This is a genomic window from Caproiciproducens sp. MSJ-32 (assembly GCF_018918055.1).
GTDB lineage: Bacteria > Bacillota > Clostridia > Clostridiales > Clostridiaceae > Clostridium.
Genome location: NZ_JAHLPS010000080.1, coordinates 1 through 19,332, shown reverse-complemented (window position 1 = coordinate 19,332; position 19,332 = coordinate 1). Strand labels below are relative to the sequence as shown.

Below are 19,332 nucleotides of genomic sequence, written 5' to 3'. Positions count from 1 at the left end.
AAGATTTTTTTTATAGTCATGAAAAATATTTTACCATAAATCCTAGACTTTTAAAGTCTGGGATTTATTTTTTTCATCAAAAAGGAGCTTCACACTAATTATTTAGTGCGACAGCCCCTTAAAAATTAATTTATTTTCATACCCTTAACTATATGACTTTGTTCTAATCAATTTCCTATAATCATCACTGCCCCACTACTTAGCCCCATAATTAACAAAGCTGCAATTAAATTTCCAAGCACTATGGCTGGAAATGCCCACTTAAACCTAATATCTAAAAGTGCTGCCGCTAAACTGCCACTCCACACCCCTGTTCCAGGTAAAGGAATTGCAACAAATATCAAAAGCCCCCAGGCTCCGTATTTTTGTATCTTATGACTAGTGTTGTTTATGGTTCTATTTGTTATTCTCTGAACCACATCTTTAAATAGCTTTGTGTTTTTTAAATAGTTAAAAACAGGCCTTACCCCAAACAATATAAAAGGGACAGGAATTAAACTTCCTATAAAGCTTAAAACTGTTGCATGAAGTGGAGATAAACCTAAAGAGATGCCAATTGGAATGGCACCTCTAAGTTATATTATAGGTAATGCGGCTGTTATAATGACGGTTAATTCTTTGGTTAAGAAAGTATTTATTATTTGTAGCATTTTATCAGTCCTTTTCATTTTATTAACTTAATAAAGGTAAAATAAAAATCTAATTGATAATATTACTAAAAAACTTATATTAAAAAGTACTATTGAATCAATAAGCTATAAAAATAATCAATCGACTAAAGAACTAATTCAATTTTATACTATAAAGCAAAAGAAAATACACCTTTAGATGAGGTTTAAAAAGATTTAAAATTTGCATAACAAATTTTAGAACTATTACTTTATGTTAATAGAAGTTTTAACTTCTCATATTGAATAAATATTGGTATATATTTACATTTGTCTATAAGCTGCAACCAAATTTTATAATTACCTTTATTTTATATGGCATTTTCTATTATACAACTTATCAACCAAATGATTTTTTATTTTGCATATTAAGATTGCCATTTCTTTATAATATATTGCAATAGCAAATATAAATAAAAATATTTGCATAACTATATTAATATCCTCATAATAAATTATTAAATAACTTTGATATAAAACAACAAAAATTGAAAGTACTAACTTCTTATAATCTATAGTTATAGTATAATATATTCTTGTTTGATATATTCTAACAACCCATAATGTTAAATAAGCTAATAATGTTGATGCAGCAGCAGCTTGAATGCCAATATAAGGTATTAACAATACATTAATTATTAGATTTACTAATGAGCTCATAATTGAGGTTGTAAATGCCTTATGAGTATTTTTAGTTGCTATATAACCTACTCCAAAAAAACTTGAAAAGGAAGAAAATATCGTACCTATTAATAAAAGAGGAATATATTTATAAGCTATATAAAAATTATTTGAAACATAAAATCTCATAAAAATTTTTAATATCATAAGGACTCCACTACAAATAATAAACATCAAAGCCATGTTAATTTTAAAAATGTTTGTATAAAATGAATCCCTCTCTTTAGAATTATAGTTTTCGATTGCAGCTAATTGCCATGATTGATAAAAAATCGTATTAACAATTGCTATAATTGTTGGTATTTTACATGACACAGCATATAAACCAGTAGACTCATATCCTAAAAAATATAATAAAATATATCTATCAGATACATTCATTATCCACCAATTTAAAACATTTGGTATTAGCGGTATAGAAAACTTTAACATATCTTTTGTTTTATTAAGATTTATTTTTCTTATTTTTATATAATCATAACCTTTACTAAAATAAAAATAATATAGTGCAATTAATATTTCTGATATTAATATAGAATAAAATATACCATTAATACCCATTTTAATAATTAATAAGAAATAAATATTTAAGCTAACTGTTAATATTGTTTGTAGTATTCCTCCTAAAGAATAAACTATTATTTTATCTATACTTTTTGAGAAAAAAGAAAATAATTGTTTAATTACAGTAAAAAGTAAAATTAAATTAAATATCAATTGAGTACTAGACAAAAATTCTAAATTTAATAATTTATTGAATACAATAATATATAAAATATACATAATTAATATTATTATTAATGCGTTTGTCAATACTTCACTTTTATCCTCATCTTTATCTAATGAAAATCTTAATACAGCCTCAGGTAATATTAATGATATAAATGGTATAAGTAAACTCAATGTTGTATTAAATATATCAACTTGTCCAAAATCTTTCCTAGTTAAAACACTTGTATATAAAGGAACCATAAAAAATGTTATTAATTTTGAACCAAATTCACCTATTGCAAACCATAATGTATTTTTAGCTAATTTATTATATTGACTCATTTTTATCCCCTTTGTAATTGCTGTAATATTAATCCTCTATATTTCATTAATAATTTCTTTGTAATTTTATTCTTAGGCATTTTTCTATATAATGTTTTTAACTTAATTATTTTCTTATTTATTTTTTCTCTATTATGGTATTTTAATGGATATCCTAATGGCTGCGATTTTATTAATTCATCTATATCAGAAATTGAATAATCAATCATACTATTATTTTGTATTATTCTTAACCCTTTTTCTGAATTTGCCGTAAATATAGCAACTTTTTCATCTGTTTTTATTCCCCAGTTATCTCCAACTGATATATCACTGTATTCTAATCCAAACAACTTATTGCAATTTAAGCAACCATCTGGAACATAAAAATAATCTTTAGAACTTAAATAATCAACATAGTCAAATTTAATTTCTTTTTTTTCACTTGAAATAATAATTTTACCTGGTCTTTCTTCACCATATCTTGATTTATACTTATAAACCTTATCTATTTTCTCAAAAACATGTCCTTCTTCTTTTAAATATTCTATCATACCATTTTTCATTCTACCTATTGTACAAACTAAAGAAATTGTTGCATATATATTGTTTATTTTATAATTTTCAATAAATTTTCTTAATGCAACATTTTGACAAGGTAAACCAACAAAAACAACAGAATTATAATTTTTTATATTATTCACATTAATGAGCATTTTAGAAATATGATAAAATGAACCAGAGTGATTTAAAACTGCTTCTCTTGAAGTTATAATATCACCATAAATGTTTAATTCTTCATCAAAATTTGCTACTATAGCCGCATCAATCTCTTTTTTATCAAAAAGATCAATTAAAATTGAAGAAACTATTCCTCCTGATGAAGAATTTATTATAATTTCTTTTTCTTTTGATTTGCCTTTATATACATTAATTGCATATTCAATTTTTTCTTTATTATTTAAACTATCTGTAGGACATGTTTTAACACATAAGCCACAATTTATACATTTACTTTCATCAATTATTGGTAATAATCCAATATTATCTTTTTCTTTTATAGTAATACAACGTTTAGGACAGATAGCTTCACATAAGCCACATCCAATACATTTATATGAAATTTCAAGTGATACATTTTTATTTTTTAACATTTTACATACTCCTCTTATCAATATTATCAATTGCATTAATAAGATATTTTTTTGAATTACTAATAACTTCATTTATTCTATTATTTTTATTTTTATATGATTGTTCACATTTTGTAAAAATATGCTCTATAAAATCTATTGTATTATTGTTTGTAATTTGGCAGTTATTCAAATTATATAAACTTAATAGATTTTCCATCCTTAAATTTACAGTTGAGTGTGCAAATGACACAAATTTCTTATTTAATATCAAAGAAAACGCCGTGCCATGAAAAGAATTAGTTAATACATAATGTGCATTATTAATTAATTTAACAAAATCTAATGGCCCAACATCATGCAATTTTTTTATATTCGACATTTTATTATTAAATCTTAAATATGGTATTTCTATGCTATAAATTGGTAAATTATACTTCATCGAAATCTCATTTGCCGATTTAATTAATTTTTCATTATATTCTAACATGTAAATAAGAATATACTCACCACTTTCAACCTTATATTCACTTCTATTTCCTAATTTTATCCACTCATTTTTATCCAACAAAAATACAGGATCTATACAACTTACATAATCTTTCCTATTGTATATTGATTTTAAATAATCAATTGAATTTTCTTCCCTCAATGATATAAAATCGAATTCTTTTAAAGACTTTTCAAATAAACCTTTTACTTCTTTTTTAATTTCATTTTTACCCAAACTGGCTGCATAGCTTATCTTATTGCAATCTATATCTGTTAATAAATAATCTTGTAAATATCCTTTTGTTATATCATAATTCCAAACCTGATCGCTACCAACTATAACAATATCAAATTTATTTATAGTATCTTTTAATTCTTTCCTATTTTTTATCTTTTTTGTTGATACCATTTCTTGATCTATAAAATTATAAAACTTATAATACTGCTTTCTCTTATAAACATTTTCAATAATTTTTCTTGCTATTTTTTTTGCTTTTACAGGTTTACTGAAAATTTTCAACGTATATAAATTTTCTAATTCATCTGGTGAATAGTTAATAATATACACATCGTAATTTTTATCCTTTAAATACTTATATTGAGCAAACATTTGTAAAACAGCACCATAGTTAATAGCCCAATTAAATGTTAAAATACCTATCTTCATCTTAGAACACCTCAGTCGATTAAATTTTTATAGCATTCAATTATTTCATTTGTATGATTTTTTATTAAATAATTATTAAAATTATTATCCTTAAATATTTCTTGGTTAAATGTCTTTAATAATTCTGGTTGTTGAAGTATTTTTATTATAGAATTTTTTAGAAAGATATTATCATCACTTTCTTTATAGACTATTCCATTTATATTATTTTTTATAATCATTGAGAACCCAACATTTTCTGAAACTAATGCAGGTATCCCATAGGAATATGCTTCCAGTCCAATAAAAGCAAATGTTTCTTTCAACTTACTTGGTATTATTATCATGCTTGCATTAGAATAAATTTTAGTCAAATCATTATGATTATATTTACCATAAAATTTATAGAAATTTTTATCATATTTTTCTATATCTAAATGTGAATAATCACCATAAATATGTAATTGCCAATTTGAATATTTCTTTTTTACTTCTTCTAATACATTTATTAAATCAAAAAAACCTTTTTTTTGGTCTAAATACCCTAAATAAATAAAATTAATTTTATTATCTTTCAGTGGTACATATTTAAATGTATTCCTATTGTCTCTTATCTGTGAATGTGTCACAGGTATAACCTTATAATTTATGCTATTAATATCTATATACTGCGAAAAAGTTTCTTTTGTAACATAACTGTTAAATATAATTAAATCTATCATACTAATCATTTCAGTAAAATATTTCCTAAAAAGAATATAATCAGTTTTATGAATACTATTGTTATAATCTAAATAATTAGCGTTGATAAAACTATGTTTTTTTATATTATTATTACAAAAGTTATTCCTAAATTTTTTATAAAATTCTTTCATTATAATATAATACTTGAAAAATAATAAATTTCTTTTCAAATTATATTTGTTTAATTTTGAATAATCTTCAGTATATTTATTGCATTTATAACATTCATTTCCATAATTATAATTAGTACATATTTTTTTATTATATTTATATAAATATATATTGGGGCAAATTCCATAAAAATCATGTGTTGTCATAACAACTTTAATTCCCAATTTTTTTATTTGTTGTAAATACTCTTTTGGAAATGCTATCAAAGAATGTAAATGCACTATTTCTATCTTATTTTTTAATAAAAATTGACAAAAATCACTTGAATCTTTTGCATATATAAATTTTTTTGGATATTTAATTCCATAATATGAAACTGGTAAACTATTTTTTATTCTATATATAAATAATCCATTTTTTTTACTAAAATATTTAATTCTACTTTTCGCTTTATTATTATAAAATTCACCTGGCATTAGCATTTTAACATTTTGTCCACCTTTTAATTGACTCTCGGCTAAATTTGTTGCATAAATCATCAACCCACCACCATGAAATGGTGGGTATCCTAAAAAATAATGTAATACATTCAACATTATCACCTTCGTAAACCAAATATTTTATAAGTTATTTATTTTGTTCATGTTCTAATAAAACCTCTTTAATCGCCTCTAAATATGCAAAGCCATATTTTTTATCTGGTTCTAAATATGTTCCTTCTGCCCACTCATTCCAAGCATTTATAAATAAAAATTCAGTCCCATTTTGTTTTGATTTTTTTACTTGTTCTTTAAAATAATTTTTAAATTTTTCTGGATTAGATCCTTTAAAAATCGTCGCTTTTGTACCTTTTCTCGGTGAATTATCCCAATCAACAAAAGCTCCTAAATAAGTAGTTAATTGATAATTACGTTTTCTTTTTATTATTCTTTGCCATACATAATCATAATCCTCAATATTTAGAAATAAATAATTTTTAAAATTAATACTATTCCTTAACAATGATTTCATTTTTCTAATTATTTTTTTTGATACACCATAATCATGTACTAAAGTAAACATAGGTTCAAATTCTACTTGAGCGTTAAAATTTTTGTTCTTCGTATCAATTTCAAATGAATTTAATGTTTTTATAAAGTAAATCCCATTAAATCCATTCTTTACAGCAAAATCATTCCATAATTCTATCATTTCATCACAACAAGGTATTGAAGCGGATCTATAAATTAAAAACATTGGCTTATTATCTATTTTAATATATCTTTCATCTTTAAAAAACGGTAGTAAGTAATTAAAATGCTCTACCCAGTCATTTTTATCACCATAATCTTGTGGCATTAATACTTCTTTTTCTCGACCATCCCAAGCTCTAGTCCATGGCTCATTTGCCCATGAAAAACAAAAAGGGAGTTTAGGTGATTTTAATTTCAAAATTTCCTCTGCAGGTTTCTCAAGCAACTTTTTACCTTTAAACCAGTAGTGATAATAACAAAAGCCATATATACCATATTTTTTTGCCAATTCTGCTTGCCATTCTCTTGTTTTAGGATCTAATAAATTATAATAAAAATCATTTAATGGCTCTCTTGGTTGATAATGTCCTTTAAAAAGTTGAATTGATTTTTTTGTATTTGTCCATTCAGTAAACCCTTTTCCCCACCACTTATTGTTTTCTTCTATTTCATGAAATTGTGGCAAGTAAAATGCTATAACTTTCATTACTAATTTTCCTCCTATCAATGTTTGAGATATTAAAAAAACAACTATACATATTTATTTATCTATTTCTTCCAAATAATTTTTAACAGCATTTTGCCATATTGGCATCAAATAATTAATTTTATTTTTAATATTACTTTTAGAAAGTCTTGAATTTCTTGGCCTTCTTGCCTTTGTTAGATACTCCTCACTCTTTATAGGAATCACCTTTACATCTATTCCTGCTACTTTAAATATTTCACAGGCAAATTCGTACCAACTGCAGTATCCTTCATTTGTAGCATGGTATGTACCGTATTTGTCTGTCTGAATCATGTCACAAAGAAGTCTTGCTAAATCAAATGTATATGTTGGTGAACCTACTTGGTCGCAAACTACCTTAATTTCCTTCTTCTCTTGACCTAACCTCAACATAGTCTTTACAAAGTTATTGCCGTTTTTACCAAATACCCAAGATATCCTTACTATAAAATACTTTTGTAAATTCTTTTTTACTTCCTCTTCTCCTAGATATTTTGTGTATCCATAGTAGTTTACTGGATTAGGAGTATCAGTAACTTCGTATGGTTCTTCCTTTTCTCCATCAAACACATAGTCTGTACTTATATAAACCATCTTAGCATCTAATTCTTTACATGCTTCAACAATGTTTTTTGTTCCTAAAACATTTACGGCATAGCAGAGGTCTCTTTCATCCTCTGCTTTATCTACTGCTGTATATGCAGCACAATGAATTACAACGTCTGGCTTGTAATTCATTATATATTCCTTTGTTTGTTTTTCGTCTGTTAGATCAAAATTATCTCTGTCTACACCAATATGTTCTATATTTAATTCCTTTAATCTTTCAACAACATCATATCCAAGTTGTCCCTTTGCTCCTATAACTAATATTTGTATAATTTATATCTTTTGAAATTTTTATTTCTTCGTTTTTCATAAATAAAAAGGAAATAAATACGAAATAAATTAATAAAATATTATAATCATATATTGGATTACCAGTTATAAAATATAATAAAAATATTACTTGTACATATAACGACATATAATTTAACCTGTTCTTCTCACTTTTTTTAATAACCTTAATCGTATATATAAGTGTTGCAAAATAAGGAGGCAATATGAATAATGTACCAAATATTCCTGTCTCACACAATAATTGTAAAAATACATTATGAACATAGGTATTCTCTATCATTGATGGTTCTATATAAGTTAAAGACAAAAATGTATTAATGCCTACTCCATATATTGGATGTTCTTTAAATAAGTTAAAAGCATATTTATACAAAATTAATCTGTTATTTATTGAACCTAAACCATCATTTCTTTGAAAACGTTCAATAGCTACAAGATTATAATTAAAATAATAAGTGATAATTGCATAACTTAATACAATAACTGCTAAAAATAAAAGAATATAATTTATTTTTTTAATATTTTTTATTTCCCGATTCATTAATAAGATAATTAAGATGCTAATTAAAGATGAAATTAAAGCAAATCTACTACCAGTCTTTGTTATTGCATATAATTGTACAATAATTATTACCATAATTAAACTCTTACTAAATTTAAATATTTTTTCAAAATATAAGACTAATATTACTCCAATTCCTATTGATATTACAAAAGCATTAAAACCAAAAAACCTACCTATACCAGTATAACGCTTAAAATAAGTAATTGAATTTAATGAAAACTCAATTGAATTGCTATTAAATAAAATATTTAATAACTTTTCATATACTTCTATGTTGTATTCTGGTAGAAATGTACATATTGTGTATAATAATGAAATATATATAAAAGGTATATATATATTACAATTGTTATTTAAATTATAATTAGATAAATATATGAATATTAATATAGCTATAATATAAAAAATTGTATAAATTAACGAAATCTTCTTGTCAACTGAAAATAGTGAGCTTATTAATAATCCAATAGTTGAAAATATCCATAAAACGTGTAATTTATTTAAATAAATCTTTGATTTTAAAAATAAATGCATTGTCATTATTATTATTAACATTAATAATATTTCTTTGTTATATATACTAATTTTATCCATATTGTAAGTAAAAATTATAAAAAACAAAATTATAAATTCAATACAATATAAAATTGAATTAAAATAATCAAACTTTTTTTTATCTCCTTTCATATATGCCTCCATATTTGTTAATTAGATTTGTTAAGTTATATGACATTTGAATTTCATCTCCACTTTAAGTTATCTTATATATAGTGAAAAACAAAATACCTCCAAAGGATAGATAAAATTGTGTACAAATTATTCAATAAAATTTCATGTCTAATATATCATAGCCAAATTCTCTTTCCCATTTCATTGGAAAGAGAAAACTATAATCAAGTTATAAATGTAAATATTGTAGACATCAGGTTACTCTCAAAGATTGTACATGTAAAAAAATCGTGTATTACTTTTTAATTATTAATTTAGAATTTATTTTAATCACTATCATTTTAAATTAATTATAATATATTTGCCATTTTTTATATTTGCTTAGCACAATCAGAATTAATATATTGTGGTATAGCCTCGTCCCAAAAACTTAATTTATTAAAATCATTTAATTCTAAATAATGTTTACTCAATCTCGAATTCCTTGGCCTCTTTGCCTTTGTTGGGTATTCTTCACTCTTTATTGGTATCACCTTTACATCCATACCAGCTATTTTGAATATCTCACAGGCAAATTCATACCAACTACAATATCCTTCATTTGTTGCATGATATATACCATACTTATCTGTTTGTATCATATCACAAAGTAGTTTTGCTAAATCAAAAGTATATGTTGGTGAACCTACTTGGTCGCAAACCACCTTTATTTCCTTTCTTTCTTGTCCTAATCTTAGCATTGTCTTAACAAAGTTGTTACCATTTTTACCAAATACCCAAGATATTCTTACTATAAAGTACTTTTCTAATTTATTTTTAACTTCTTCTTCTCCTAGATATTTTGTGTATCCATAGTAGTTTACTGGATTAGGAGTATCAGTAACTTCGTATGGTTCTTCCTTTTCTCCATCAAACACATAGTCTGTACTTATATAAACCATCTTTGCATCTAATTCCTTACATGCTTCAACAATGTTTTTTGTTCCTAAAACATTTACAGCATAGCATAGTTCTCTTTCATCCTCTGCCTTATCTACTGCTGTATAAGCTGCACAATGAATTACAACGTCTGGCTTGTAATTCATTATATATTCCTTTGTTTGTTTTTCATCTGTTAGATCAAAATCATCTCTGTCTACACCAATGTGTTCTATATTTAATTCCTTTAATCTTTCAACAACATCATATCCAAGCTGTCCCTTTGCTCCTGTAACTAAAACCTTCATCTTATACACCTCATCTATTTCCATACATCTTTTCGTAATAATTTTTATATTCACCACTTATTATTTCTTTCCACCATTCTTTATTATCTAAATACCACTTTATTGTTTTCTTTATTCCTTCTTCAAATCTTGTTGTTGGTTCCCAACCAAGCTCATTTGATATCTTTGTTGGGTCTATTGCATATCTTAGATCATGTCCTGGTCTATCTTTTACATAAGTAATTAAGTCTTCTGATTTTCCAAGTTCCTTTAATATTGTTTTTACTACATCTAAATTAGTTCTTTCATTATGTCCACCTATGTTATATACTTCTCCAACTCTTCCATTGTGAATTATTAAATCTATTGCTGAACAATGATCTTCAACATAAAGCCAATCTCTAACATTGCTTCCATCGCCATATACAGGTAGCTTTTCATCATTTAATGCTCTAATAATCATAAGTGGTATTAGCTTTTCTGGGAAATGGTATGGTCCATAGTTGTTTGAACATCTTGATATTGTAACAGGTAATTTATATGTTCTAAAGTATGCTAATACTAAAAGGTCAGCTGCCGCCTTTGATGCTGAATATGGTGATGATGTATGCAGTGGTGTTTCTTCTGTAAAGAAAAGATCAGGTCTATCAAGTGGTAAATCGCCATACACCTCATCTGTAGATACTTGATGATATCTTTTAACTCCGTACTTTCTTGATGCATCCATTAAAACTTGTGTTCCTATAACATTTGTCTTTAAGAATATTCCTGGATCTTCTATTGATCTATCAACATGTGATTCTGCTGCAAAATTGACAACTATATCAAATTTTTCTTCTTCAAATAGATTAAATACAAATTCTCTATCAGAAATATCGCCCTTTACAAATCTAAAATTAGGATTTTCCATTGCCTTTTTTAAGGTTGATAAGTTTCCTGCATAGGTTAGTTTATCTAAGCAAACTATTCTATAATCACAATATTTATTTAGCATATAATATACAAAATTACTACCTATAAATCCTGCTCCACCTGTAACTAATATGTTCATCTTTTATCCTCCATTTCGTATATAAAGTTACAATCACTATCCTTTAATAGAGGTGCATTTTTATCCTTATCGGATAATATTGGATTGTCTATTCCCCAATCTATACCTATTTCAGGGTCATCAAACCTTATACTTCTATCGTGTTCCTTTGAATAGTATTCATCTACTTTGTATTGGACTTCTACATCATCTGTTAAAGTTACAAATCCGTGTGCAAATCCCTTTGGGATAAGTAACTGCCTTTTATTTTCTTCTGAAAGTTCAACAACTATCCACTTTTTATATGTTGGTGAGCCCATTCTGATATCTACTGCAACATCAAGTATTTTCCCCCTTGTGCATCTTACTAATTTTGTTTGAGCCATTGGATTATTTTGAAAATGTAATCCTCTTAATGTTCCTTTTATGGCAGAATATGAGTGATTATCTTGGACAAAGTTTATATTCAATCCTTGTTCTTTAAAAACCTTATCTGAAAAACTCTCCATAAACCATCCACGGTTATCACCAAACACTTTAGGTTCTAATATTAATACTCCCTCAAGTTCAGTCTTAATTATATTCATTATATACACTTCCTCTTTTATATTATAGTTAATTCATATTTATTAACTACTGTTTTGTTATCTGGTATGTTTTTGTTTATAATTTTTGTACCTGCTCCTATCCTTACATTATTTCCAATTTGTGTATTACCTAATATAATGCAACCACATCCTATATAAACATCATTACCAATAATTATATTCGCTTTATATGGTGTTTTTTCAATTGCACCTAAAGTAACATTTTGAAATATTGTTACATTTTTACCTATTTTAGCATTTTCATTAATAAAAATTCCTTGAAATCCGTATGGCACCCTTATTCCATAATCAATATAACACCCTTTTGGTGGTATATCTCCCGTAGAAAATACAAAAGTAAATAGTTTTAGAACTTTATATAAAATATTTAAAATTATTTTTAAGATCTTTCGTTTAATAATATAATTTTCTAAAAAACCTATCCTATAGCATATCAAAGAAAGTTTGGTCCTAAAACCCTTATTTTTTTTTAATTCTTTACTTATTTCTATAATATGTTTTTTCATTTAAATATCCCCTCTTTTTAATATCTAATTTTTCCTTCTGCTACTTTTCTTAGATGTTTACCATAAACAGATTTTCCATACTTTGCAGCTGATTCTAATAGCTTGTCCTTTGAAATCCATCTATTAACATATGCAATTTCCTCTGGTGCTGAAATTACAATACCTTGTCTCTTTTGAATTGTCTTTACAAACTCAGCAGCCTCTATAAGTGAATCCATTGTTCCTGTATCTAGCCATGCATAACCACGACCTAAAAGTTTTACATCAAGTTTACCCATCTCTAAATATATTCTATTTAGGTCTGTTATTTCAAGTTCTCCTCTTGCACTTGGCTTTATAGATTTTGCATATTTTGCAACATCTTTATCATAGAAATATAGACCAGTTACTGCATAGTTTGATTTTGGATTTTTAGGCTTTTCTTCTAATGAAATTACTCTTCCTTCACTATCAAACTCAACAACCCCAAATCTTTCTGGATCATCTACATAGTAGCCAAATACAGTTGCTCTTCCTTTATTATTTGCCGCTTCCTTTAAAAGAGTTGTTAAGCTGTGTCCAAAGAAAATATTATCTCCAAGTATCATTGCACATTCATCATCACCAATAAAGTCTTCTCCAATTATAAAGGCTTGAGCTAGTCCATCTGGTGAAGGCTGCTCTGCATAGCTTAAGTTAATTCCAAACTGGCTTCCATCACCTAAAAGTTTCTTAAAGTTTGGTAAATCATGTGGTGTTGAAATTATTAAGATGTCTTTTATTCCTGCAAGCATTAGTGTTGATAGGGGATAATATATCATTGGTTTGTCGTAAATAGGTAACAGTTGTTTACTTGTTACAAGTGTAAGTGGGTATAGGCGTGTGCCTGAACCACCAGCTAGAATGATGCCTTTTCTTACATTTGACATTTTTTCTCCCTCTCTTTAATTAATTTTCTTCCTTCTTTTATTCCTTCAATAATAGCAATTGCTCTATTTTTATCACCCTTAAAATAATATTGAACTACTCTTATAACCCTTGTTGTATAAAAAAATAGTTTTGATAATACAAGTTTAGCTTTTGTTACTTTATATTTGTATTTATTCATGAAATAAATTCTGTTCCTTGTACACCATTTTATTGAAAACGGCGATTCTTCTCCCCCACCTGATATACCAACTTTATGATAAATAACTGCTTTTGGTTCGTATACTATTTTATATCCAGCTTCCTGTACTTTTACACAAAAATCAACATCCTCAAAGTACATAAAATATTCATCAGGCAACATTCCAACCTTTTCAATAACTTCTCTTTTAATTAACATACAACAACCTGTCATAAAAGAAATTTTTTTGAATTTATCATATTGCCCATTATCTTCTTCTCTCATCCCAAAGTGTTCACCAATAAATTTAAACCAATTAACTTGTCCACCTGCATACCATAACAAATTTTTATTATCATAATACTTTATCTTACAACCAACTAAACCAATTTTTTTATCACTTTCTGCCGCATTAATCATGTATTCTAAAAAATTTGGTTCAACCTCTGTATCATTGTTTAAAAGCAAGATGTAATCAGCACCATTATCTATTGCATATTTAATTCCTATATTATTACCTCCCGAAAAACCTAAGTTCTTATTTGATTCCATCAAAATTATATTTTCAGATATATATTGTTTTAAATAATTTATTGAGTCATCGGAAGATGCATTATCAACGATTACTATTTTATAATTGTTATATTTAAGATTTTTTAAACTTTTAATGCATTCTATTGTATCTTTGTAGCCATTATAGTTAACGAGGATAATATGTGTTTGTTTATTCATTGTTATCACCTAATTTTTTTATTAATACATATATATAAATTCATTGAATAAGCATAAATAATTCCAAGATAAAACGAAAAATATGAAAACAATATTGTTGATGATGGTATTATCATTATCATCAAAATCACTATAAAAACTTTACTTTTGTGTTTATTAATTATTTTTGACTTATTATAAATATCTTTAAAATATATTAATAATATTATTACTCCTATTATTCCTGTATCTGCTAAAACACCAAAATAAAAGTTATTTGATAAGTCAAAAAAATCTTTATAAGGTATCTTGGTATCTATCCCATATAAGTTTCTATAAAATCCAAAATTCCCATGTCCAATCCCAAAGAATTTATAATCATTAAAAATCTTTAGTAATATTTCTTTATTGTTTAACCTATCTACCTTTGAAAAATTATCCGTAGTTAATTTTTCTATTAATGCTCTATATAAATATTCATTATTAAAAATCATAAAAATAAAAACTACGAATACCACTGAATATAACATTTTTTGTTTTACAGATAAAGCTTTTCTTTTATTAAGTAATAATATCATAAAGACAAATAAGCATATTAATCCATTTGTTGAAAATGTAACTATTAAAGCTACAACGTTTATTAAATTTAGTTTAAACTCATCATCAATTAAAAAAACAACAATTAAATTAAACATCAAAAATAACGCCAAACCTCCTGGTTCTATCATAAAGCCCCAAGGTCTTCTTAATCCATAAGCAAAGGTTGCTCCATAATTTAATTTTTCTCCAGGTAATTTTATAAACTGTCCTGTTATGTTTAATATTAAAAACTGAATTATAGTATAAATCGATAAAAAATTTAATGCTTTCTTTTGTATAGTTAATACTTTTTTTAGTCTTAAACTATTAAATTTATAAATGTGTGTATAAGGTAAAATAAAATATAATATTGATATTAATGGATTTAATAAATTAACATATATTCTACTTAAATTATTATCTACTAAAGTTGAATTTCCCAAAAAAATTATTTCTTTATTTATATATAATAAAATTAGATATGACATAAAAATATATAAATAATAAATTAAAGGATAAATATTCCATGGAATATTGACATTGCATTTTCTTTTATTTATTAAATAAAAGAAAAAATAAACAATTATTAGAATATCTGTTAACCTTATAGTTGCCCCAACTTGGAAAGTAAAAGACTGCTGAAATATGAGAAAAAAACTATAGAATAAAAAATAAAATCCATATTTCTTTTATATATTGTAATAAAGATTATTGTAATTAATATAACAATTTGAAAAAATTTTCATGCATACTATTCACCTTTAAATTATATTTTTATAAACTGCAACAATTTTATCGCACATGATTTCCCAATTAAATTTACTAGCTCTTTTTAAACCATAATTAATAATATTTCTTCTAAAATCGTTATCGCTTAAAATATTATTAATTTTATAGCCTATATTTCTTTCATCATAAGGATTAAATGTCATTTCCTCATTCCCAACCACCTCGGGCAATGATGTAACATTTGATACTAATGTAGGACAACCACACGCCATGGCTTCTAAAGGTGGTAACCCAAAACCTTCATAGTATGATGGATAAACGAAAACTGAAGCTAAATTATATAAATAAGGTAAATCTATTTCTTCCACATAACCAATAAATTTAATTCTGTTTTCTAGTTTTGCTTCAACGATTATTTTATTGCATCGTTCATTTAACTTTCCATTTAAGACTAAACATATATCTTCATTTACATGTTGCATTGATTTAATCAATGTTTCAACATTTTTATGTGGTTTTTGATTTCCAATGTATAACACAAATTTTTCAGGCAAATCATATTTTTGTTTTATTTTATTTAAAAGCTCTAAATCATTTATTTTTTTAAAATTTTCATCTACACCATTATAAATACTTATTACTTTATTTTCATCTATACTTAGCCATTCTAAAATTTCTTTTTTAGAAAACTCAGAAACTGTCAAAATTATCTCTGATTTTTTAGCTGATGGCTTTACAATATAATCATAATAGTATTTATGCATCCAAGAATAATATTGTGGATACCTCAAATGATTCAAATCGTGTATTGTCATTAATGTTTTAATTTTTATAAAAGGGCTTGAACAAAAAGAAGGAGTATGAAATATAAAATTTCCACCCAATTTATTTAAAATAAGTGGTAGTTCTATCTGTTCATATAATGATAAAAATTTTGACTTCATTTTAATAAGTTTAACATTTATCTTTTCTCCAAATATTTTATAAAACATTTCTTCATCATTTACTAAAACATATAAATTGAATTCCTTTTGTTTTGAAATGTATTTAATTATTTCATACGTATACCTTGCTATACCATGCAGATTTTCTGTAATCATTCTAGCATCAATAACTAAATCAATTTTTTTCATATTATCACCTTTTAAAAAATAAATTTCATATTATTAGTAATTATTTATCTTATTTTTATGTTCCTCATAGCAATACTGAACATACTCTTGAATTTTCTTTTTAAATATTTCTTCATCAAATTTTTCTGCATGCTTTCTTATTTTTATCTTATCAAATTTATAGCTTTCAAAATTAATTACTGCATCTTTTAATGATTTAACTGTTTGTTCTTTGAAAAATATACCTGTTTCTCCATCAACTACTGTTTCAAGTGCTCCACCTTTCCCATATGCAATTACTGGTCTTCCACTTGCTTGTGCTTCAAGTGGTGTTATTCCAAAATCCTCTTCTCCTGGGAAAATAAATGCTCTACATTTTGAATAATATTCTTTTATAACTTCATCAGGCTGTCTACCTAAAAATTTAATATTTGACTTTGCAATTTGCTGTAGCTTTTGTTTTTCAGAACCATCACCAATTATAACTAATGGTAAACCTATTTCATTAAAAGCTTCTACAGCAAGGTCTATTCTTTTGTATGGAACTAATCTAGAAACAATTAGAAAATACTCTTCATCCATATCACTAACATTAAAAAGCTTAGTTCTTACAGGAGGATGTATAACTACACTTTCTCTTCTATAATGTTTCCATATCCTTTTTGCAACATTTTGTGAATTTGCAATAAAATAGTCTACTCTATCAGCTGATACTCTATCCCAGATACGCATATAATTCATAAAATATTTCATAAATACTTTTTTGAAAAAGCTAAGTTTTTCTTTATTTAAATATTCATAATAAAACTCCCATCCATATCTCATAGGTGTATGGCAGTAACAAATATGAACAGTATTGGGATTTGTTATTACACCCTTTGCACATGATGAGCTACTGCTTAATACAACATCATATTCATTCAAATCAAAACTTTCAAATGCCATTGGCATAAAAGGAAAATACTTCTGATGATTAGTTTTAGCTTTTCTTTTGTTTTGTAAAAATGAAGTTCTAACATCGATATTTTTTAATTCATCATCTAATTTATCTGGATTATATATTGTTGTGTAAATAGGTGCTTCTGGAAAGAGTTGTTTAAAATTTATAACTACTCTTTCCGCTCCACCCATATTAGTAAGCCAATCATGTATTAATGCTATATTCACGACCACACCTCACACTACTAATTTTTTTATCTCCTTTATCTCCTGTGCCTTTTCCTTTGAACTAATCATTATATAGTCATCAGTTTCGACAACAATTATATCTTCAACGCCATTTAATATTATTTTTTTATTTGACATTATAATATTACCCTTTGAATCCCTTGCAACACAACTTTGATTAGCTACATTGCCCATCTCATCCTTTTGTCTATATCTTTCAAGGCTAGTCCAACTTCCAACATCATCCCAGCCAAAGTCACAAGGAATTACATATATATCATTAGACTTTTCCATTATACCATAATCTACAGATATATTTTCAACTTCTTCATACTTTTGTTTTAAAACTTTTTCAAAATCTTCTTCTGATGCTGCAATTTCAGCAAGCACCTCAAAGGTTTCTGGTAGATATTGATTTGTACATTTTAATATTGTTGAAGCCTTCCAAATAAACATTCCACCATTCCAAAGATATGTACCCTCTTTTAAATATTCTTCTGCTGTTTCTTTATTAGGTTTTTCAACAAAGCACTCTACTTTATTAACAGTATTGTTATTTATTATCTCAACCTCATGCATTCTTTTTATATATCCATATCCAGTTTCTGGCCTGTCTGGCTTCATACCTAGTGTTACAATTGCATCTTGATTTTTATTTACAAATTCATAACCACATTTTAAAACTTCTCTAAACTTATCTTCATCTTTAATAAGATGATCAGAAGGTAAAACAGCTATTGTCGCATTTTTTACTTTTTTGTTTATATAAAAAGCTGAAAGAGCAATACACGGTGCCGTATTTCTTCCAACAGGCTCTACGATTATATTTTCTTCTGGCAAATCTGGCAATTGCTCTTTAACTAAATTAACATACCTTTCAGCTGTAACTACAAAGATTCTATCTATTGGAATGAGTCCTTCTAATCTTTTCACTGTCATTTGAATCATTGTATCTTCACCAAGTAAATTTAAAAATTGTTTTGGTTTATCATCTGTTGAAAGAGGCCAAAATCTTTCCCCTTTGCCTCCTGCCATAACTAAAGCACATAACATATTAATTTATTCCTCCTACAAATACTATATAAATCTGATAATAATTTAACTTGAATTCGGCAAGTAAATTTTAAAAAAGTTTCTACTTGCCATTTTTGTTTTCTTTATGAATAAATTTACATTTATTATGATATTTTATACCGTTAGGTCTTTTTTTGAGTATA

At 25.7% G+C, this 19,332-nt stretch carries 18 protein-coding genes; all 18 read right to left on the bottom strand.

Annotated elements, in window-relative coordinates; all coding sequences use genetic code 11:
- Positions 1-167: 167 nt before the first annotated feature.
- Complete coding sequence (locus tag KQI16_RS09300; RefSeq protein WP_330654190.1) at positions 168-563, bottom strand: COG2426 family protein; 396 nt, start codon at positions 561-563, stop codon at positions 168-170.
- Positions 564-974: 411 nt separating this feature from the next.
- Positions 975-2,402, bottom strand: coding sequence for a lipopolysaccharide biosynthesis protein (locus tag KQI16_RS09295; protein WP_216433820.1), 1,428 nt, complete (start codon positions 2,400-2,402; stop codon positions 975-977).
- Positions 2,403-2,404: 2 nt separating this feature from the next.
- Positions 2,405-3,535, bottom strand: a complete 1,131-nt coding sequence (locus tag KQI16_RS09290; protein ID WP_216433818.1) for a Coenzyme F420 hydrogenase/dehydrogenase, beta subunit C-terminal domain — start codon at positions 3,533-3,535, stop codon at positions 2,405-2,407.
- 1 nt (position 3,536) lies between these two features.
- A complete protein-coding gene (locus KQI16_RS09285) occupies positions 3,537-4,673 on the bottom strand; it encodes a polysaccharide pyruvyl transferase family protein (RefSeq protein WP_216433815.1) in 1,137 nt (378 codons plus the stop codon).
- An 11-nt stretch (positions 4,674-4,684) separates the two neighbouring features.
- Positions 4,685-6,103 (bottom strand): glycosyltransferase, encoded by a 1,419-nt coding sequence (locus KQI16_RS09280; protein WP_216433813.1) that lies wholly within the window; start codon positions 6,101-6,103, stop codon positions 4,685-4,687.
- Between the two features lie 31 nt (positions 6,104-6,134).
- Positions 6,135-7,226, bottom strand: coding sequence for a glycosyltransferase WbsX family protein (locus tag KQI16_RS09275; RefSeq protein WP_216433811.1), 1,092 nt, complete (start codon positions 7,224-7,226; stop codon positions 6,135-6,137).
- Positions 7,227-7,280: 54 nt separating this feature from the next.
- Positions 7,281-8,126, bottom strand: a complete 846-nt coding sequence (gene rfbD / locus KQI16_RS09270) for a dTDP-4-dehydrorhamnose reductase (RefSeq protein ID WP_216433822.1) — start codon at positions 8,124-8,126, stop codon at positions 7,281-7,283.
- Entirely contained in the window at positions 8,083-9,399 is a 1,317-nt protein-coding gene (locus KQI16_RS09265; RefSeq protein WP_216433809.1) for an O-antigen ligase family protein, read from the bottom strand. The genes rfbD (KQI16_RS09270) and KQI16_RS09265 overlap by 44 nt, the downstream gene beginning before the upstream one ends.
- A gap of 353 nt (positions 9,400-9,752) precedes the next feature.
- Complete coding sequence (gene rfbD, locus KQI16_RS09260) at positions 9,753-10,607, bottom strand: dTDP-4-dehydrorhamnose reductase (RefSeq protein ID WP_216433807.1); 855 nt, start codon at positions 10,605-10,607, stop codon at positions 9,753-9,755.
- 10 nt (positions 10,608-10,617) lie between these two features.
- Complete coding sequence (rfbB, locus tag KQI16_RS09255) at positions 10,618-11,637, bottom strand: dTDP-glucose 4,6-dehydratase (RefSeq protein WP_216433804.1); 1,020 nt, start codon at positions 11,635-11,637, stop codon at positions 10,618-10,620.
- Positions 11,634-12,203, bottom strand: a complete 570-nt coding sequence (rfbC, locus tag KQI16_RS09250) for a dTDP-4-dehydrorhamnose 3,5-epimerase (protein ID WP_216433802.1) — start codon at positions 12,201-12,203, stop codon at positions 11,634-11,636. Before rfbC ends, rfbB begins: the two co-directional genes overlap by 4 nt.
- Positions 12,204-12,220: 17 nt before the next feature.
- Positions 12,221-12,730 carry a serine O-acetyltransferase gene (locus KQI16_RS09245; RefSeq protein WP_216433800.1) on the bottom strand — a complete coding sequence of 170 codons (510 nt, stop codon included), beginning with the start codon at positions 12,728-12,730 and terminating at the stop codon, positions 12,221-12,223.
- Positions 12,731-12,747: 17 nt separating this feature from the next.
- Complete coding sequence (gene rfbA, locus KQI16_RS09240; RefSeq protein WP_216433798.1) at positions 12,748-13,638, bottom strand: glucose-1-phosphate thymidylyltransferase RfbA; 891 nt, start codon at positions 13,636-13,638, stop codon at positions 12,748-12,750.
- Positions 13,626-14,549: a glycosyltransferase family 2 protein gene (locus tag KQI16_RS09235; protein ID WP_216433796.1), complete on the bottom strand. Its 924-nt coding sequence runs from the start codon at positions 14,547-14,549 to the stop codon at positions 13,626-13,628. The genes rfbA and KQI16_RS09235 overlap by 13 nt, the downstream gene beginning before the upstream one ends.
- A 5-nt stretch (positions 14,550-14,554) precedes the next feature.
- Positions 14,555-15,550, bottom strand: a complete 996-nt coding sequence (locus tag KQI16_RS09230) for an O-antigen ligase family protein (RefSeq protein ID WP_216433794.1) — start codon at positions 15,548-15,550, stop codon at positions 14,555-14,557.
- A gap of 318 nt (positions 15,551-15,868) precedes the next feature.
- Positions 15,869-16,969 carry a glycosyltransferase family 4 protein gene (locus KQI16_RS09225; RefSeq protein WP_216433792.1) on the bottom strand — a complete coding sequence of 367 codons (1,101 nt, stop codon included), beginning with the start codon at positions 16,967-16,969 and terminating at the stop codon, positions 15,869-15,871.
- Positions 16,970-17,002: 33 nt separating this feature from the next.
- Positions 17,003-18,115 carry a glycosyltransferase family 4 protein gene (locus KQI16_RS09220; protein WP_216433790.1) on the bottom strand — a complete coding sequence of 371 codons (1,113 nt, stop codon included), beginning with the start codon at positions 18,113-18,115 and terminating at the stop codon, positions 17,003-17,005.
- A 9-nt stretch (positions 18,116-18,124) separates the two neighbouring features.
- Entirely contained in the window at positions 18,125-19,168 is a 1,044-nt protein-coding gene (locus KQI16_RS09215; RefSeq protein WP_216433788.1) for a mannose-1-phosphate guanylyltransferase, read from the bottom strand.
- Positions 19,169-19,332: the final 164 nt, after the last annotated feature.

Bases quoted from the DNA above. Each gene is read 5' to 3' on its own strand.
- KQI16_RS09235 (WP_216433796.1), bottom strand. From the start codon at position 14,549: ATGAATAAACAAACACATATTATCCTCGTTAACTATAATGGCTACAAA.
- KQI16_RS09275 (WP_216433811.1), bottom strand. From the start codon at position 7,226: ATGAAAGTTATAGCATTTTACTTGCCACAATTTCATGAAATAGAAGAA.
- rfbB (WP_216433804.1), bottom strand. From the start codon at position 11,637: ATGAACATATTAGTTACAGGTGGAGCAGGATTTATAGGTAGTAATTTT.
- KQI16_RS09245 (WP_216433800.1), bottom strand. From the start codon at position 12,730: ATGAAAAAACATATTATAGAAATAAGTAAAGAATTAAAAAAAAATAAG.
- KQI16_RS09225 (WP_216433792.1), bottom strand. From the start codon at position 16,969: ATGAAAAAAATTGATTTAGTTATTGATGCTAGAATGATTACAGAAAAT.
- KQI16_RS09265 (WP_216433809.1), bottom strand. From the start codon at position 9,399: ATGAAAGGAGATAAAAAAAAGTTTGATTATTTTAATTCAATTTTATAT.
- rfbD (WP_216433807.1), bottom strand. From the start codon at position 10,607: ATGAAGGTTTTAGTTACAGGAGCAAAGGGACAGCTTGGATATGATGTT.
- KQI16_RS09295 (WP_216433820.1), bottom strand. From the start codon at position 2,402: ATGAGTCAATATAATAAATTAGCTAAAAATACATTATGGTTTGCAATA.
- rfbA (WP_216433798.1), bottom strand. From the start codon at position 13,638: ATGTCAAATGTAAGAAAAGGCATCATTCTAGCTGGTGGTTCAGGCACA.
- KQI16_RS09215 (WP_216433788.1), bottom strand. From the start codon at position 19,168: ATGTTATGTGCTTTAGTTATGGCAGGAGGCAAAGGGGAAAGATTTTGG.
- KQI16_RS09290 (WP_216433818.1), bottom strand. From the start codon at position 3,535: ATGTTAAAAAATAAAAATGTATCACTTGAAATTTCATATAAATGTATT.
- KQI16_RS09280 (WP_216433813.1), bottom strand. From the start codon at position 6,103: ATGTTGAATGTATTACATTATTTTTTAGGATACCCACCATTTCATGGT.
- KQI16_RS09285 (WP_216433815.1), bottom strand. From the start codon at position 4,673: ATGAAGATAGGTATTTTAACATTTAATTGGGCTATTAACTATGGTGCT.
- rfbC (WP_216433802.1), bottom strand. From the start codon at position 12,203: ATGAATATAATTAAGACTGAACTTGAGGGAGTATTAATATTAGAACCT.